We start from the raw sequence: 16,841 nt of genomic DNA, 5'->3' as shown, positions 1-16,841 counted from the left end.
AAGTTTATAAAATGCTTAATAGTAATACGCTATCTTCATCAATTAATATTAGACTAGCTTTACAATTTAGAAATTCGATATAAGTTACAAAGGAGTTATGAAAATACTTTATCTTGCTAAGAAATCATTTTACTTTCCTTGCAACCCTTCCTTAGAATGATTCCCACATTTTTTGTTATTTGCTTCATTTATAGATTTTGCTAAATTAGCTTCTATACATTTTTTAGATGTATTCTTGTTACACACAATTGCTTTTCGCGAGTACTACTTCAGGTCACTTGGTAAAGAAACACACTTTACCAAGTGGATCACTGCATGCGTGCTCATTCCGAAGTCACAATTTCCGCTATTGTTATCCTGATTTTTCAACAATATATATTAGAAAAAATTAAGTAAGCTCTAGATAATTGCTACTGTGGGAAGGAAAAAGTCTGAAGTTACTCCGAATGGTAAATGAACGATTTTGTTCCAAGACGCATAAAAATTAAACAACTCTATTTTTAATTTACAGTGAATAATCCGTGACTTAGCTTGATATTGGAAAATGGTTAAATTGCTTTTCTTTTTTGTCAATTCAAATATTTTTATTCTCTTTGCTTATTCGTTAAAATTAAATCGAAGCGGTGAAAAATTAAAAGGAGGCAATTTTTATGAGTTTAACTACGACTAGAAATATGCACAATGGTACAAAGATTCCCGCAATTGGCTTAGGTGTTTATAAAGCTGAGCCTGGCGAAGAAGTATATCAAGCGGTGAAATCATCATTAGAAATTGGGTATCGCCATATTGATACTGCTTCCTTGTATGCAAATGAAGAAGACGTAGGACAAGCAATAAAAGACAGTGGCATTCCGCGTGAAGAAATATTTGTTACGACAAAGGTTTGGAATGATGAGCAAGGTTATGAGGATACGAAAAAAGCTTTTGATAGAAGTCTTAAACGTCTACATATGGATTATGTAGATCTATATTTAGTACACTGGCCAGTACCAGGAAAATTTGTGGAAACTTACAGAGCATTAGAGGATATTTATGAAGAGGGAAGAGCAAAGGCTATTGGGGTAAGTAATTTCATGCCACACCATTTAATTGAATTGATGAAGCATGCTAAAATTAAACCGATGATTAATCAAATTGAGCTACATCCGGAATTACAACAGGATGAAACGAGGAAATATTGTACTGAAAATGATATTTTAGTAGAAGCATGGGCCCCACTGGGTAAAGCACGATATTTTGATAATCCTGTTTTACAGGAATTAGCTGCAAAACACAGTAAAACACCTGCTCAAATTATTATACGCTGGCAATATCAAACTGAGATTATTACCATTCCTAAATCTGTTCATAAAAATAGACAAGAAGAGAATGTAAATATTTTTGATTTTGAACTGTCTAACGAAGATTTAGAAAAAATGGCAACCATAAACAAAGAAAAGCGAATCGGGCCTCATCCTGATGAGTTTGATTATGATAATTAATAGGAAAAGTAAGTAAAGGTAAACCCTGTACCTCAATACTTAACGAAGTATTGAGGTACAGGGTTTTGTATTCGAGAATTTTTGTGTCACTAATAATTAATACCCTTTTGTAACTAGATCTAGTTTTCCAGTACTTGGATCAATTACAAGTCCATGTACAGGGATGCTTTCTGGTAATAATGGGTGATTTTCTATAACTCGAACGGACTGTTCAACTGATTTAGTTACATCATTAAAGCCAACCAACCATTCTTTTGGATCATGATCCATGTTATTAACTGTATTTTCGTCGATACCATGATCTTTAACTGCTTCTAAGAAACCTTCTGTATCAAATTTATTCATTCCACAACCGTGATGAGCAATTACAAATACTTCATCTGCTTGCAAAGCATGCACTGCAACAAGGATACTTTTCATAATACTATCATAGGGATCAGTTAAGATAGCTCCAGCATTCTTAACCATTTTCACATCGCCATTCTTTAAATTAAGGGCATTTGGTAAAAGCTCGACTAACCTAGTATCCATACAAGTAAAAACAACCGCACGTTTATTTGGAAATTTATCAGTCTCAAAGGCTTGATAGTTTTTTTCTTCTACAAATTTTTCGTTAAAGGATAATATTTCATCTAATAACATAATATTCACTCCATTTATATTTTTTCTTTCAATATTAAATATAATGTAAAAGAATATTCTTTTCAAATCGTATAAATAACGATCATTCTGAAATTCCCATTTCACATGCTATAATAATAAGATAATTAATTTTCTTGTTAATGAGGTGCTTTATGTTCAAATCAAACCAGGATAAGCCTGATATTATAGATGAAGATTTATACGAAGAGATAGACCAGGATGAGCTATTAGAAATCTTGGAAGAAGAAAAAAGAAAAGTATTGGAAAAAGAAGAACAAGAGAAAGAGCCAAAAACAAAACGCCCATTTCCAAAGTGGATTTTTTGGTTAGTTGCCTTTGCCATGGTAATACAAGTAATTGCAGTTATTCCTAGAACATTTTCTATTCCTGCAATTGATTTTTTAATAACCTCAACAAAGCTCTACAATGATCCTGTTATTCAAGAATATAGAGAAAGCGTTGTTGTGATAGAGGGCGATGATAACAAAGGAACTGGATTTTCTATTTCAGTAGATGGAAGAATCCTAACAAATTATCACGTAATAGAAGATCAAACCCAACTTTCAGTAGGTTATCCGGAAGATGGCTTATTTCAAGCAACTGTAGAAGAAACCTATCCTAATATAGATTTAGCAGTTTTAAAAGTAGAAGGTGATAATTTACCCTTTTTGACGTTAGCCAAAGAAACGACATTTGAAAACAATGAAGCAATAAATTTTATAGGTAATCCGCTACAGTTTAACGGAATTGCAAATGAAGGAAAAATTATTGGTTATCAAGAATTAGACTCGTGGGAAATGCCTGTTCTTATGCTGAATGCACCGGTATATCGCGGGAATAGTGGGAGCCCAGTTATAAATAAAGCCGGAGAAGTAATAGCAGTCATTTTCGCCACTCAAAATAATAATACACACGGCAAAGTGGGGCTCGCAGTTCCAATAGATTATTATTATCAAATGAATAATGAGTGAAGCTTGCGGATTAGCCCGCAAGCTTTTTAACGTCTAATCCAAAGGTTTCAAATTGATGTGTAAGGGTATTTAGCAATATGTAACAACTTTGTTACAAAAGTATGAAAAAATGATTATTTTTACCCAAACTTTGATAACGAAACTTAAAAAAGTGTAAAACAATAATGGTAGATGATAGATAGGACTTCCTTTACCATAGGTATTAAGCGTTAAAAATGACAATGATAGATGGTGAAGTAGAATGAAAATGAATATAAATTTAATTAAAAATAAATGTAATAGAGTCGAAAAACTATATATACGTACGAAAAATATAGTGCTGGTGGTGATAGATGATGTTAAATAGCCAGTTAGCAGACGAGTCGATAACTTTAGAAGAACAGATAGAAGCAATCCAGCAAGGCGATAAGGACTTAGAGAATCAATTATTAAAAAATTATCAACCCTTTATTGCTAAATGTGTATCAGAAGTGTGTAAACGTTATATATATCGAACCACAGATGATGAATTTAGCATAGGATTGATGGCTTTTAATGAGGCAATGCATGATTATTCTCCGAATAAAGGAGCTACGTTTTTATCATTTGCTCGTTTAGTAATTAAACGAAAAGTGATTGATTTTATCCGCAAAGAAAAAAGACAGCTTGTAACAACTTCTTTAGATATGCAAGAACATGATGAGCAATTGGAAAATCCCATGGAAATCCAGGCTTCAAAAACACAGTTTAAAGCTGAAGAAGATTCTTGGAATAGAAAGCAAGAAATTCAAGAATTTTCAAAAAAACTGAAAGAATATCACTTATCTTTTTCAGAGTTAACGGTAATATCGCCAAAGCATCAGGATGCCAGAGAATCAGCTATTCGGGTGGCGAAAGTTTTGTACAATGATGCTAAGTTGCGAGAATATGTGTTTAAGAAGAAAAAAATACCAATTAAAGCTCTATTAAATCATGTGGAGGTAAGTAAGAAAACTCTAGAACGCAATCGAAAATATACGTTAGCAATTTTTCTTATTTTATCTGGTGACTACGTGTATCTAAAGGATTACCTAAAGGAGGTAGATCTGTGAACAAAGGAGTTATTGTGGAACAAAAGAAGCGGTATATCGTTGTAATGGACCACCAAGGTCAATTCCACAAAGCAAAACCGATATCAAACGAAGATATTGGAATGGAAGTAGTTTTTGAAAAAAAACAAGAAGAAGCTTTTTTGTCTTTTTTCTCTTTGCAAAATTATAGATGGAAAGTAGCGACAATGGCAATCATTTTCGCCTTGTTTATTACACCTTTATATTTGTGGACGAATGAGGAAGAAGCATATGCTGTGGTTAGTTTAGATATTAATCCTAGTGTGGAATTGATGGTGGATAAAGAAATGAGGATTATTGAAGTAGATCCTCTTAATGAAGACGGAAAGATTTTGATCCAAAATTTAGAACTGATGGATCAAACGATTACAAATGGGATGGATCTATTAGTAGAAAGAGCATCTGATCAATACGATTTAAATAATAACCGAGCAATATTAATGGGTGTTAGTTATTTAGACAATGGAAGTGAAATGTTAGAAGAGTTAGATGCCTATTTTTCTGAGAAATCTTATGAACTTGCAATATTTGAGGTGTCAAGCTCCATTCGAGAGACTGCTATGGAGCAAAAGAAATCGATGAATGAAATATTAGCTTCAGAAATCCATGAAAATAAAGTAAAAAACACTAATTCTGAAAATACATCTTTAAATGATGAGGAAAGAGAAATTATTCAAAATTTTTATTATAATGATTCAGAAGAAGAGAATGACTCACAAAAAAATAGTGGTGAACAAGAACTGGATTCTGAAGAAACAAATCAACCTAATGTAAAGCCTGCTAATGAACAAAAGGATAAAAAGAAAGAAAAGAAAAAGCAAGAAAATAACCAAGAACAAAACCAAGAAAAAAACAAAGATAAAGAACGTAAAAAAGAAAAAACGGATGGTAAGAAAGAAGCTGTGAAAGAGAAAGTAGAAGATAAAAAACAACAAATAAGCGACAAAAAAGAAGAGAAAAAAGCTTGGATACAAAGTCATAAAGACAAACAGAAGGAAAAAAAGGAAAATAGTAAAGCTAACAATGGAAAGGTAAAAGAAAAAAGTTCTGACCGATCTAATATTTCGAATTCAAAGCAACTAAAAAACAATAGCGATAATAGAAATAATAAATTTATACATGATAATGGTAAAAGCAATTATAAATATTATGAGAGATAATCATAAAATCACATCTTATTGTAAAGGATGTGATTTTTTAATTAGGAAATGTTCACCTTCACAGAGGTGGGAAAGTCAAATCTCCTCATGCTGAGAATATATATCATATAAAGAGTAAAGTGAAAAAAACATTATGACAGCAACCTCTTTGCTTTGAGTACGTGTCTTCAAAGACGGCATAACTAAATTACTTATTTTATGAAAAACAGGTAAAAAAATGAAAGATCAAGGTGCATTTATACTGCTATTTAAGGTCTTTATTTTAAGTTATATACAAAAACCATGCTTTAGCCATCGTCTAAAGCATGGTAATTATTTAAATTAATATCAAACTACTAAGTTGATTTTTTTAGCTCATCTACTTATTGAGTCCATTAACTGGAAAAAATATTCGGGTTTATGACTTTTATTTAGGTTATACCATGAATGTAATGTATCTGGTGCAAATACATCTAATTTTTTCATTACTTCCATCGCAAATTCCAGAGGAGCTACTCCTGATGCAGTAACTAAATTCTCACCAGATACTACAGGTCCCATCTCATAAAATTTTCCCCCTTTATAATTAGGACAGACCATTTTAATATACTCTAAGTCATTGCTTGTATGCTTTCTAGAATCTAGGTATCCAACATTCGCTAGTCCCTCAATCGCACCACAAATTGCAGCAACAATAGTGCCCAGCTTTAAAGCCTCACCAATTTTTTTCAAAATAGGTTGATGAATATCTTCTCCCCAAGTATTCCCTCCAGGTAAAATTATAAGATCCGTACGCTCAAGGGTACATTCATCAAGAGAAATATCTGGTTTTATGCTCAGTCCTCCCATTGTAGTAATAATTTCTTTATTAGCTCCTACTCCAATTACTTTTAAAGGTGCTAAATCTTTTTTGAAATATCTCCCTGAGTTTAGTTCCGCAATTAAATATCCATATTCCCAGTCCGACATTGTATTAAATACATAAAGAAAAACTTTTTTTGTTTGCATCTAATAACACTCCAATCACATTTAATATAGCCAAAGATAACATAACTTCCCTGACACCTAGCGTCAGGGAAGTATTCAAATTTGATGAAATTTTATTAATTCCGACAAAACTTCGATCATTCTTTTCTTAAGACTGATTGGCTCAATAACTCGAATAGATTTACCGTACGGTAAAAGTAAATAAGGTACATATGTATGTATCATATCTTTCTCAAGAAGAAATACTGCTTGATTTGAAGTCCACTCTTGTAAATAATTTCCTAAAAACCAATGTTGGCAAAGATCACTCAATGAACTTTTATCTCCATTAATAACCAAAGAAATAATCCCTTCCTTATCATCTATAGTTGGAACAAGATTTTTCATAAAAAAGTCACGCGCTGAAAAATTTTCTGGTCGGTTAAACTTATTTTCGGTTAACATTAGACTTTCCATTCGATCTACTCTAAAACTACGGATAGCATTCCTAAGATGACAAAAGCCAATCACATACCATTTATTATTCCAATAAATAATTCTGTACGGATCCAGCAATCTATACTTTGATTGCCCTTCAGCACTTTTATGGTATAGAACTTTTACAGAGTATCCCTCAGCTACGGCCTGATCCAACTTCTTCAAAAAAGGTTCCATAGCGAGGGAACTTAATCGACTTATTACTTCGAGACTAGTTACATGTTGATTTATATTTGTTTCCTGCTCTTGATTCGAATATTTTCTTAGCTTTGAAATAGCTCTATTTAGTGCTTCACCTCCATAATAACCCGCTTCTTCTGCAAAAACAGCAGCGTGAAATAGCGAGGTTTGTTCCTCAAAATCAAAAAAAAGAGGAGCTTCAATAAAATTGTTCAATAAAGTGTATCCACCGTTATGTCCTGCGTCTGAAATTATAGGTACACCACTTATTGAAAGTGTATCAATATAACGATACACAGTCCTTATATTCATCTCTAACTTTTCTGAAATTTGTTTTGCAGTAATTTTCTCACCTGAACTAAGCATCCACAGAATAGCAAGTACATTGTCAATTTTAGCCATAGAATCCACCTCTATATGGAAATAAATTTATTTTAAAGTAATACTAAAAACATTAGCTATTCATTGAATTTCTATTTAAAAGTAAGAAAACCGAAAAAGCTAAAACAACTTGCCATGTAATTTTTGAACTTGACCTTTTAATTGTTTGTTCTCTTCTTCTAGCGCCTTTATACGGTTTTTAAAGGTCTTTATTAATGCTTACTTTGAACGGACACTTATACTATTTTTACGAGGACTTAACTCACTTATTTGGATCCCTCTTAATGTCTACAATATAGTTCTAATATCCTTTTGTTTGTAAAGTCATGACTTTGAAACCTTTGCTTTTTGTGCAACGGAATTAAAATTTACCTTCTCTTTTTTCAATGCCATCTCTGAAATTGTCTTTTCAACCCTAATTCTTGTCTTCTCTGACTTTTCTTAGGATAGTTGAATTATAGCAGTTGTGTTACTCTTGCTAGTCATCTGCATTCGTCTCCTTTAACGAATGAATAATTTACTCTATTCTATTTTTAACACGTTCGTTAGTTTCAATCTGACGCTGTCATTGGTTCTGCTTAGTCCTATTTAATATTTCTTTAGTGCGGTGTAAGTGCTCTTTATGTTCATTTAGAAATTGCTTACTTGTACAGAAGTTCGTACAATCTAAACAAGCATTTGCATGAGGACAGGGTCCCGCAATTATAGCCATTAGGAAGTGCTTGTGCATTGATATTCTTTTTAAATCATTGAAGATCTGTATTGTCAGCTTCAGTATTTTCTTCGGTTAAATCCAGAATGCTACCGTTATTGGTCACCAATTTAGCCTTCTTTGGTTTTAAATCTATTACCTTTACCTCCTCCGTTGGATTACTTAACCATCCCACAAAGTTTGACATTTCCTTGAATTTCAATTCTTCTAATCCAATTCCTCTCTGGCTCATAAATTCATAAAACAGCTTGAGATGATAACGATATGTTTTAATCGTATTTGGCGCTTTCCCTGAATTATCCAAGTATTTTATATATCTCTTAATCGGTTCTACCAATTCAAAATTTTTGTCTAGTAGTATGTGTAATGGATATGATTTTTCCTCAACAACTACTTTTTGAACTTTTATTTCTCCACCATCTTTAACTACTATAAATAATACCTATATACATTCATTAGTTAAAGTGTTGAATTTAAAAAACCCTTAACTTTGAGTACTTAAAGTACTCTAGTTTTGGATACTATGTTTATTGTGAGTTAGGATATGAGTAGGTATTTAAAAATGCGTTTGCTTTTCTGAATAAACGATTTCCATTATACTAGCCTAAAGTAATGATTAAAAATAAGCTTCAGCAATGACTTAATTAGAGAAAGGAATTTATATAATGGATAAACTAGATTTATCGAATTTCGAAAAAAAGATGATTGTCAGAAATATAAAGGAAGAGGACTTCCCTCAAATTTTAAAATTACAAAAAGTATGCTTTCCGAATATGCAACCATGGAAAGAAGCGCACTTAAGAAGCCATTTGAAGATGTTTTCAGAAGGTCAATTTTGTGTCGAGTATGATGGAGATATAATAGGGAGTTGTGCCAGCCTCCTTATTAATTTTGATGAATATGATGACAAACATACATGGGATGACATTACGGATGAAGGGTACATAACGAATCATAATCCGGAAGGCTATAATTTGTATGGAATTGAAGTAATGGTGCATCCGGATTTCCAAGGAATGAAAATTGGGAAACGTTTGTATGAAGCAAGAAAGGAACTTGCTAGAGAATATAACCTTAAAAGTATCATTATTGGTGGAAGGATACCTAATTACCATAAATATCAGGATGAGATGACACCAAGGGAATATGTAAAAGAGGTTAGCAATAAAACGATTTATGATCCTGTATTGACCTTTCAAATCATGAATGGATTCACGGTAATGCGGATTAACCCGGGTTATCTTCCTGATGATAAACAATCAGCACGATACGCCACATTAATGGAATGGAACAATATTGATTATCGACCTAAAACAAAGCGTCATTTTAAAACGGCTTTTCCAGTTAGGATTACTGTGATTCAATACATGATGAAAAAAATCCAATCCTTTGAAGAATTTGCAAAACAAGTAGAATATTATGTTGATGTTGCATATGATTTTGGATCTGACTTTGCGGTATTTCCAGAAATATTTACGACGCAGCTCATGAGTTTTCTTGATGAAAAGATTCCATCAAAATCGATTCGCAAATTAGCGGAATATACCGAAGACTATATTGAACTATTTACAGATTTGGCTGTTAAATATAATGTAAATATTATTGGAGGATCTCACTTTGTAGAGGAAGGAGATCATGTGTATAACATCGCTTATTTATTTAGAAGAGATGGAACAATTGAAAAGCAATATAAAATTCATGTGACACCAAATGAACGTAAATGGTGGGGCATTCAGCCAGGTGACAAAGTAAAAGTATTTGACACTGATTGTGGAAAAATAGCCATTCAGATTTGTTATGATATTCAATTTCCAGAATTAGCTCGTTATGCCGTAGATCAAGGAGCAAATATTATTTTTGTTCCATTTTGTACAGATGATCGACAAGGCTATCTAAGAGTGCGCTATTGTGCACAGGCGAGAGCAGTAGAAAATCAAGTATATACAGTTATTGCTGGAACAGTTGGTAATTTAACTCAAGTAGAAAATATGGATATTCAGTATGCACAATCTGGAATCTTTACCCCATCAGATTTTGAATTTGCTCGTGATGGAATCATTGGAGAATGTAATCCAAATATTGAAACAGTGGTTGTGGGTGATGTGGATTTGGAAATTCTGAGAAGACAACGGAAATCTGGTACTGTAAGGCAGCTGACTGACCGTCGTAAAGATCTTTTTGAAATTAGTTATAATAATATTGAATGATTTATGGAGATGCACAGTGCAGTGCATCTCTTTTTTATATTTTACTGACAGGATAACTGTGGGCATGGTCAATATAATGCATAAGGTTCTCATGAGCTTCTCCTACAATGGAATCGTCATGTTTAAAGTAATAAGCATGAAGCAAGGTTTCAATCTTTTTAGAAAGAAAATCATCGTTCGTGCGCACCATTAGAACCAAAAGATCGTCCCACTGTCCCCATATCGTAAAAAAAAGTGCTTTATCATAATCAGCTGAAAGCATATTTCCCCTCTTTTCTACAGGTTCCTCATTTAATTAGTAGGAAAAAGTATCGTTCTTAGCTTCTACGAACTGGAGTAAATAAAACGCTTGAATGCTTGGTCTAATTACCAACATTTATCAAGGCGATAATCGGATAAATCATTTTTTAAAAAAGCATACTAAAGATGTCTAAAAGAAAGGAGGTAAAAAAATGGACCTTAAACGAACAAGTCTTGCTATTTCCACAGCAGCAGTCTTAACCTTATCTGCTTGCGGTAATGTGAATGACGATGCAAACCGTAACAATAATGACGGAATTGAACAAACAAGATTTAATCAAACTTCAGACTATCCGATAAGCGAGGAAAATAATCGCGCTAAACAGAACGAAATGCAAAATCGATATCAAAATGACGGGGGCGATCGAGATAACTCCTTTTTATTTGATGGCAAAACAGAGAACACACGAAATACAAACAACAGAAACACCAATGAAAATACTAGAAATACTGGCAATGTAAACCAGGATGAAAACAATTATGAAGTAGCAGATAAAGCTGCTGATGCTATTACTGAAAAAATTCCTGAAGTTGGTCGTGCTTATGTGCTAACGACAGATAATAATGCTTACGTTGCAGCAGGTTGGGACAAGGATAAAAATAACACGAATAATAATAAAGAAGAAGAATTAAGTGAAGATGTTAAAGATAAGATCAAGGATGTCGTAAAATCTGTAAACCCAGATATAGATCAGGTCTATATCTCCACTAATCCAGATTTCTTTAATTTAACTGATAGATATGTCAATGATGTTGATGAAGGTAATCCGGTAGAAGGTTTATTTAGAAGAATGGGCAATATGATCGAACGAGTTTTCCCAGATATGGAAAGGTAATAAGGTAAAAATAAGTGAGGGTTTTCCCTCACTTATACATATATGAAGCTTGCAACAACTCTGTGATTATGCTATATTTCACATATAAACCCGATAAAACATACCTTAATAGTATGAATTAAAATATATCTGTGGGAGTGGAGTGCTTTTGGGTAGAGAATTTTTAGAGGTATTTGAAAGCTGGGCAACTTCTTATGATCAAGCTGTAACTGGAGAAGATCCGCAGTATCGCGAAGTTTTTAAGGATTATGATACAATATTAGATGAAGTGGCAATAAAGTCAGTAGGTACTGTCTTAGAGTTTGGTGTAGGCACAGGAAACCTGTCTAGGAAGCTAATCGAACTCAAGCATGAGGTGATTGGCATTGAACCATCAGATCCAATGCGAAAACTTGCAAAAGAAAAGTATCCAACACTTACTGTGTTAGAAGGTGATTTTCTTTCTTATCCTCCACTTCATAAAGAAATTAATACAATAACAAGTACGTATGCTTTTCATCACTTAAATGAACAAGAAAAACAAACAGCTATTGCGAATTTTTATAAAGTTTTACCGGCTGGGGGTAAGGTTGTTTTTGCCGATACAGCATATGAAAATGAACAAACAAAAAAAGAAATTCATGCTTCAGCAAAGAAAAATGGTCATTTGGATTTATTAAAAGATCTTCAGACAGAGTACTATCCTTTCTTGGAAGATTTAAAGCGATATTTTGAAGAAGCAGGTTTTTCTTTTGAAAGTAAACAAAGGAATCAATTTGTATGGATAATGGAAGCAATTAAACCAAAGGAGTGAGTAAAACATGGTAAAAAAAATGAACGTGGAAAGCTTTAATCTTGACCATACAAAAGTAAAAGCACCGTACGTGCGCTTAGTAGGGGTAACAACAGGAGCAAATAATGACAAAGTATATAAATACGATATCCGTTTTTGCCAGCCGAATAAGGACCATATGGAAATGGCAGGACTACATTCAATTGAGCATTTAATGGCAGAAAATATTCGTAATCATATGGATAATGTTTTAGATATAGGTCCAATGGGATGTCAAACCGGATTTTATTTAGCGGTAATTAATAATGATAGCTATGATGAGGTAGTGGAAGCACTTGAAAATACGTTAAAGGATGTATTAGCTGCACAAGAAGTTCCTGCATGTAATGAGGTACAATGTGGCTGGGCAGCCAACCATAGCTTAGAGGGTGCAAAAGAAATTGCATCAAAAATGTTAGAAGGAAAAGACGAGTGGCACATCGTATTTGCTGAGTGAGGAATCGCTTATGTCAGTAATTAGTAATGTGCAAGATTTAATTGGTCACACACCACTCTTTGAAATAAGTCATATAAAAATACCAAATAACGTGCGAATTTTGGCTAAATTAGAATATTTTAATCCCGGTGGAAGTATAAAAGATCGTTTAGGAAAAGCCTTTATTGAAGAAGCAATTGCAACAAGAGAATTGTTGCCAGGCGGAACAATTATTGAGCCTACAGCTGGTAATACAGGTATAGGTATAGCTATCGCAGCAATTAATAAAGGGTTTAATGTTATATTTTGTGTGCCTGATCATTTTAGTAGTGAAAAACAACAGTTAATGAAAGCTTTAGGAGCAGAAATTGTTTCTACTCCTAGAGAAGCGGGCATGAAGGGTGCGATTGAAAAGGCAGAGGAATTATTGAAAGTGATCCCAAATAGCTTTTCACCCAGACAATTTTCAAATATAGCTAATCCGAATGCATACATGAAAACTGTAGCACCAGAAATTTGGAATGAATTAGATGGGAAGCTCTCGACCTTTGTAGCGGGTGCTGGTACAGGTGGTACCTTTATGGGGTGCGCGAGGTATTTTAAAGAGAAAAATAAGCAAATAAAAACAGTAATTGTGGAACCAGAAGGATCTATCATTGCCGGTGGAGAAGCAGGACCACACCGTACCGAGGGAATTGGAATGGAATTTCTGCCTTCTTATATGGATAAGAGTTATTTTGATTCGATCCAAACAATTTCCGATCAGGATGCTTTTTATATGGTGGGACAGCTTGCAAGAAAAGAAGGATTATTGGTAGGTAGTTCTTCTGGCTCTGCCCTTTGTGGTGCTTTAAAAGAGGCTGAAATTGCTGAAGAGGGTACAACAATTGTTACCATATTCCCTGACGGAAGTGATCGGTATTTGAGTAAAAATATTTATTCCTAAGTAATGTAGATGTATAGGAGGAAAAGTATGCATAAGAAGACTAAAATGGTTCACGGTGGTATTACAGGTGATAAAGAAACCGGTGCAGTATCTGTCCCTATTTACCAAGTGAGTACCTATAAACAACCTGCAGCTGGGCAGCATACAGGTTATGAGTATTCAAGAACTGGTAATCCAACAAGACATGCGTTAGAGTCAGTAATGGCAGAGCTTGAGAATGGAAATAGAGGTTTTGCATTTGCTTCAGGCATGGCGGCGATTACTTCTGTGATGATGTTACTAAAAAGTGGCGATCATATTATTCTAACAGATGACGTTTATGGGGGCTCCTATCGTTTAACAACGAAGGTACTAAACCGATTTGAGCTAGGCCATACATTTGTTGATTCCAGCAGTCCAGAACAAGTAGAAGCTGCAATTAAACCAGAAACAAAGATGCTCTATATTGAAACACCGACTAACCCTTTATTAAAAGTGACTGATATCAAGAAAATGTCGGAAATCGCAAAGAAGCATGATTTGCTTTTAGTAGTTGATAATACCTTTGCAACCCCATATTTTCAAACGCCACTTGATTTAGGTGCAGATATCGTTCTTCATAGCGCCACAAAGTATATCGGTGGACACAGTGATGTTGTCAGCGGTATTGCGGTAGTGAAGGATGATAAACTGGGGGATGATATTCATTTCATTCAAAATTCAGTTGGTGCCATACTTGGACCGCAGGATTCTTGGCTCTTACTAAGAGGAATCAAAACCCTAGGATTAAGAATGGAAGCGATCGAAAAGAATAGTCGAAAACTTGCTGATTTCTTAGAAAACCATTCTTTAGTAGAAAAAGTATATTACCCTGGCCTTTCTAGCCATCCCCAGCATACTTTATCACAAGAGCAAGCAGATGGTTTTGGAGGAATGATTTCATTTGTGGTCAAAGACGGTCAAAAGGCAGAAGAGGTATTAAAAAAATGTCAATACTTTACCTTAGCCGAGAGTCTTGGAGCAGTGGAAAGCTTAATTTCTATCCCTGCCAAAATGACACATGCTTCGATACCAAAAGATAGAAGAGAAGAATTAGGTATTCTAGATGGATTAATTCGTATCTCGGTTGGAATTGAAGATGCAGATGACTTAATCGAAGATCTTACAAACGCTTTGGTATAAACGATATAAAAAGCAACACTCTATAGACATTAGGAGTGTTGCTTTTTTCTATGTTTGAAAAAGTGATAGAATAAGAAGATAAACAAAACAAGAAGGGAAGAACGATGATGTCGAATGAAGTAGTGGAATATTTAAAGAAGAATTATGATAGAAATTTAGAGAGCTTAAAGGAATTTTTGAGTATCCCAAGTGTTAGTACTGACCCAGGTCATCAAGAAGATGTGAAAGATGCAGCTTCTTTTGTTTTAAATTATTTAAAGAAAAGTGGTTTCAAGAAAACGGAAGTAATAGAGACAGAAGGACATCCACTTGTATTTGCTGAATGGCTTGGAGCAGGAGAAGATGCACCGACGATGTTATTTTATGGACATTATGATGTGCAGCCAGCTGAACCACTAGAACAATGGAAAAGTAAACCGTTTGAAGCGGATATCAGAGAAGGGCGCATATATGCTAGAGGTGCTAGTGATGATAAAGGACAAGTATTTATGCATTTGGCAGTTTTAGAAGCATTTTTACAAACTCACGGAGAATTGCCGATCAATGTGAAGGTTTGTATTGAAGGAGAAGAGGAAATTGGTAGTGAGCATCTATATAACTTGCTACAAAAAAGAAAAGAGCAATTTAATGCAGATTTTGCAGTTATTTCAGATTCAGGAATGGTAAAAACAGGACAGCCAACAATTCTTTATGGATTAAAAGGATTTACCGGCCTTGAATTTACACTAACTGGTCCTGATAATGATTTACACTCAGGAATTTATGGAGGTGCCATCAAAAACCCAGCAATGGCAATGTCACACCTTTTATCTTCTTTGAAAAATGAAGAAGAAGTAGTAACGATAGATGGCTTTTATGATGATGTAGAAGCATTAGACGAAGAAGAGCGCAAATTAATAAAAGAAGCTCCTAGTGAAGATTTTAAATTATCAACGGGAGCTCCTGAAGTTATATCTGAAAAAGGATATACCGCACAGGAACATACTATGGCACGTCCTACATTAGAAATTAATGGATTGTACAGTGGCTATCAAGGAGAAGGGACGAAAACGATTATTCCTTCATTTGCTACAGCAAAATTAACATGCCGCCTAGTACCAGGACAAGATCCACAAACAATACAAGATTTACTGGTGCGTCATTTAGAGGAGCATGTTCCAGCAGGTGTTAATTTAGAAATAAAAAGGGAAGCCCTATCAGCAAAAGCATATAAAGTTAACCCGGATCATCCATTAATGCAAATTGCTGCAAAAAGCTATCAGGAAAGTTTTGATAAAGATGTCGTATTTGTTCGCATGGGTGGATCAATTCCTGTGGTTGAATGGATAGACTCGATTTATAATATGCCAATTGTGTTATTAGGCTTTGGTACGCCAGAAGATCGTTTACATTCACCAAATGAGAGCTTCCCTTTAAATAATTATGAAAAAGGTATGGAAACAATCGTTCATTTTATATCGAATGTGAAAATGAGCTAAATACTTGAACAAAATTTATTATTCCTTCATGATAAGTGAGAAACTTTCACCTTGACAAGTATACCTTTAGGGGTATATTATAGTTAAAGAATAAAAGTTTAACTATTTATGAAGGAGGCAGCTATGGCAATTTTAGTCACTGTCACTGTTGGATTGCTTAGTCTCATTGCTTATACATTTTATGCAAGATACGCTCCTATTAAAGGTGTACCTTGTATTGATACAAAATCAAAAACCTGTAAGAATGATATTCTAAAACTCGATATTAGAGATTATAATATAGCTTCAAAAGATCCTGTTGTAGATGCTAAAGTGTTACCTGTCGCTTATTTGAAAAGGCATCATAATGAATTAGAATGTTGTCGGATTCATGTTATTGCCTCAGATCACATGGAAAAAAATATTGGTATTAGGTTCCTGAAACACAAAGGATTTGAAGTCGTGGGTTATACAATAACCACATGCAATTGTAAAGATAAACAGAAAAAAGTTGCATAACATAAGTAAAACTTAAAGGGGCTGGGACATAACTAGCCTAAAATAATAAAAAAAGGTTCCAATTATCGTTATTTGATAATCGGAACCTTTTTTTGACGAATGGTTTTCAG

General features: G+C 34.0%; 17 protein-coding genes. 12 read left to right on the top strand and 5 right to left on the bottom strand.

The annotated features are described in order from the left end of the window. Positions 1–650 precede the first annotated feature (650 nt). Positions 651–1,481: an aldo/keto reductase gene (locus DFR57_RS00095; protein WP_114351100.1), complete on the top strand. Its 831-nt coding sequence runs from the start codon at positions 651–653 to the stop codon at positions 1,479–1,481. Between the two features lie 96 nt (positions 1,482–1,577). On the opposite strand, the gene DFR57_RS00090 is transcribed toward DFR57_RS00095, so the two are convergent. Then, positions 1,578–2,126: a beta-class carbonic anhydrase gene (locus DFR57_RS00090; protein WP_114351479.1), complete on the bottom strand. Its 549-nt coding sequence runs from the start codon at positions 2,124–2,126 to the stop codon at positions 1,578–1,580. Positions 2,127–2,275: 149 nt separating this feature from the next. Here DFR57_RS00090 and DFR57_RS00085 point away from each other — a divergent pair, with 149 nt between their 5' ends. The 3 genes from DFR57_RS00085 (at position 2,276) to DFR57_RS00075 (ending at position 5,342) form a co-directional block, all read left to right on the top strand. Further along, entirely contained in the window at positions 2,276–3,094 is an 819-nt protein-coding gene (locus DFR57_RS00085) for a S1C family serine protease (protein WP_114351099.1), read from the top strand. 332 nt (positions 3,095–3,426) lie between these two features. Beyond that, positions 3,427–4,164: an RNA polymerase sigma factor SigI gene (gene sigI, locus DFR57_RS00080; protein ID WP_342768812.1), complete on the top strand. Its 738-nt coding sequence runs from the start codon at positions 3,427–3,429 to the stop codon at positions 4,162–4,164. Next, positions 4,161–5,342, top strand: coding sequence for an anti-sigma-I factor RsgI family protein (locus DFR57_RS00075; RefSeq protein WP_114351097.1), 1,182 nt, complete (start codon positions 4,161–4,163; stop codon positions 5,340–5,342). Before sigI ends, DFR57_RS00075 begins: the two co-directional genes overlap by 4 nt. A gap of 354 nt (positions 5,343–5,696) precedes the next feature. On the opposite strand, the gene DFR57_RS00070 is transcribed toward DFR57_RS00075, so the two are convergent. The 3 genes from DFR57_RS00070 to DFR57_RS18630 form a co-directional block, all read right to left on the bottom strand. Then, positions 5,697–6,329: a type 1 glutamine amidotransferase family protein gene (locus tag DFR57_RS00070; protein ID WP_114351096.1), complete on the bottom strand. Its 633-nt coding sequence runs from the start codon at positions 6,327–6,329 to the stop codon at positions 5,697–5,699. Positions 6,330–6,404: 75 nt separating this feature from the next. Beyond that, positions 6,405–7,367, bottom strand: coding sequence for a helix-turn-helix transcriptional regulator (locus DFR57_RS00065; RefSeq protein WP_114351095.1), 963 nt, complete (start codon positions 7,365–7,367; stop codon positions 6,405–6,407). 725 nt (positions 7,368–8,092) lie between these two features. Next, on the bottom strand, positions 8,093–8,395 hold the full coding sequence (locus tag DFR57_RS18630) for a site-specific integrase (protein WP_425450926.1): 303 nt from the start codon (positions 8,393–8,395) through the stop codon (positions 8,093–8,095). A 328-nt stretch (positions 8,396–8,723) separates the two neighbouring features. On the opposite strand from DFR57_RS18630, the gene DFR57_RS00045 reads away from it, so the two are divergent. Beyond that, positions 8,724–10,265 (top strand): bifunctional GNAT family N-acetyltransferase/carbon-nitrogen hydrolase family protein, encoded by a 1,542-nt coding sequence (locus DFR57_RS00045; protein ID WP_114351093.1) that lies wholly within the window; start codon positions 8,724–8,726, stop codon positions 10,263–10,265. Between the two features lie 34 nt (positions 10,266–10,299). Here DFR57_RS00045 and DFR57_RS00040 read toward each other — a convergent pair whose 3' ends face one another. After that, positions 10,300–10,527 carry a YhdB family protein gene (locus DFR57_RS00040; protein ID WP_114351092.1) on the bottom strand — a complete coding sequence of 76 codons (228 nt, stop codon included), beginning with the start codon at positions 10,525–10,527 and terminating at the stop codon, positions 10,300–10,302. A gap of 190 nt (positions 10,528–10,717) precedes the next feature. Here DFR57_RS00040 and DFR57_RS00035 point away from each other — a divergent pair, with 190 nt between their 5' ends. The 7 genes from DFR57_RS00035 (at position 10,718) to DFR57_RS00005 (ending at position 16,731) form a co-directional block, all read left to right on the top strand. Then, a complete protein-coding gene (locus DFR57_RS00035) occupies positions 10,718–11,401 on the top strand; it encodes a YhcN/YlaJ family sporulation lipoprotein (protein ID WP_114351091.1) in 684 nt (227 codons plus the stop codon). A 148-nt stretch (positions 11,402–11,549) separates the two neighbouring features. Next, positions 11,550–12,194: a class I SAM-dependent methyltransferase gene (locus DFR57_RS00030; RefSeq protein WP_114351090.1), complete on the top strand. Its 645-nt coding sequence runs from the start codon at positions 11,550–11,552 to the stop codon at positions 12,192–12,194. A 7-nt stretch (positions 12,195–12,201) separates the two neighbouring features. Continuing rightward, positions 12,202–12,669: an S-ribosylhomocysteine lyase gene (locus DFR57_RS00025; protein WP_114351089.1), complete on the top strand. Its 468-nt coding sequence runs from the start codon at positions 12,202–12,204 to the stop codon at positions 12,667–12,669. A 10-nt stretch (positions 12,670–12,679) separates the two neighbouring features. Beyond that, positions 12,680–13,594, top strand: a complete 915-nt coding sequence (locus DFR57_RS00020) for a PLP-dependent cysteine synthase family protein (protein ID WP_114351088.1) — start codon at positions 12,680–12,682, stop codon at positions 13,592–13,594. A gap of 27 nt (positions 13,595–13,621) precedes the next feature. Further along, a complete protein-coding gene (locus tag DFR57_RS00015; protein ID WP_114351087.1) occupies positions 13,622–14,755 on the top strand; it encodes a bifunctional cystathionine gamma-lyase/homocysteine desulfhydrase in 1,134 nt (377 codons plus the stop codon). A 107-nt stretch (positions 14,756–14,862) separates the two neighbouring features. Continuing rightward, complete coding sequence (locus DFR57_RS00010; RefSeq protein WP_114351478.1) at positions 14,863–16,233, top strand: dipeptidase; 1,371 nt, start codon at positions 14,863–14,865, stop codon at positions 16,231–16,233. Between the two features lie 123 nt (positions 16,234–16,356). Continuing rightward, a complete protein-coding gene (locus DFR57_RS00005) occupies positions 16,357–16,731 on the top strand; it encodes a hypothetical protein (RefSeq protein ID WP_114351086.1) in 375 nt (124 codons plus the stop codon). The last annotated feature ends 110 nt before the right edge of the window (positions 16,732–16,841 follow it).

The sequence above is a fragment of the Saliterribacillus persicus genome (assembly GCF_003337485.1).
Lineage (GTDB): Bacteria > Bacillota > Bacilli > Bacillales > Amphibacillaceae > Saliterribacillus > Saliterribacillus persicus.
The sequence above is the reverse complement of the archived record's forward strand: the minus strand, read 5'-3'. Positions and strand labels throughout refer to the sequence as shown.

Coding starts and splice junctions, on each gene's coding strand:
- DFR57_RS00095 (WP_114351100.1), top strand. CDS start 651: ATGAGTTTAACTACGACTAGAAATATGCACAATGGTACAAAGATTCCC.
- DFR57_RS00035 (WP_114351091.1), top strand. CDS start 10,718: ATGGACCTTAAACGAACAAGTCTTGCTATTTCCACAGCAGCAGTCTTA.
- DFR57_RS00010 (WP_114351478.1), top strand. CDS start 14,863: ATGTCGAATGAAGTAGTGGAATATTTAAAGAAGAATTATGATAGAAAT.
- DFR57_RS00040 (WP_114351092.1), bottom strand. CDS start 10,527: ATGCTTTCAGCTGATTATGATAAAGCACTTTTTTTTACGATATGGGGA.
- sigI (WP_342768812.1), top strand. CDS start 3,427: ATGATGTTAAATAGCCAGTTAGCAGACGAGTCGATAACTTTAGAAGAA.
- DFR57_RS00070 (WP_114351096.1), bottom strand. CDS start 6,329: ATGCAAACAAAAAAAGTTTTTCTTTATGTATTTAATACAATGTCGGAC.
- DFR57_RS00020 (WP_114351088.1), top strand. CDS start 12,680: ATGTCAGTAATTAGTAATGTGCAAGATTTAATTGGTCACACACCACTC.
- DFR57_RS00005 (WP_114351086.1), top strand. CDS start 16,357: ATGGCAATTTTAGTCACTGTCACTGTTGGATTGCTTAGTCTCATTGCT.
- DFR57_RS00065 (WP_114351095.1), bottom strand. CDS start 7,367: ATGGCTAAAATTGACAATGTACTTGCTATTCTGTGGATGCTTAGTTCA.
- DFR57_RS00085 (WP_114351099.1), top strand. CDS start 2,276: ATGTTCAAATCAAACCAGGATAAGCCTGATATTATAGATGAAGATTTA.
- DFR57_RS00015 (WP_114351087.1), top strand. CDS start 13,622: ATGCATAAGAAGACTAAAATGGTTCACGGTGGTATTACAGGTGATAAA.
- DFR57_RS00025 (WP_114351089.1), top strand. CDS start 12,202: ATGGTAAAAAAAATGAACGTGGAAAGCTTTAATCTTGACCATACAAAA.
- DFR57_RS00045 (WP_114351093.1), top strand. CDS start 8,724: ATGGATAAACTAGATTTATCGAATTTCGAAAAAAAGATGATTGTCAGA.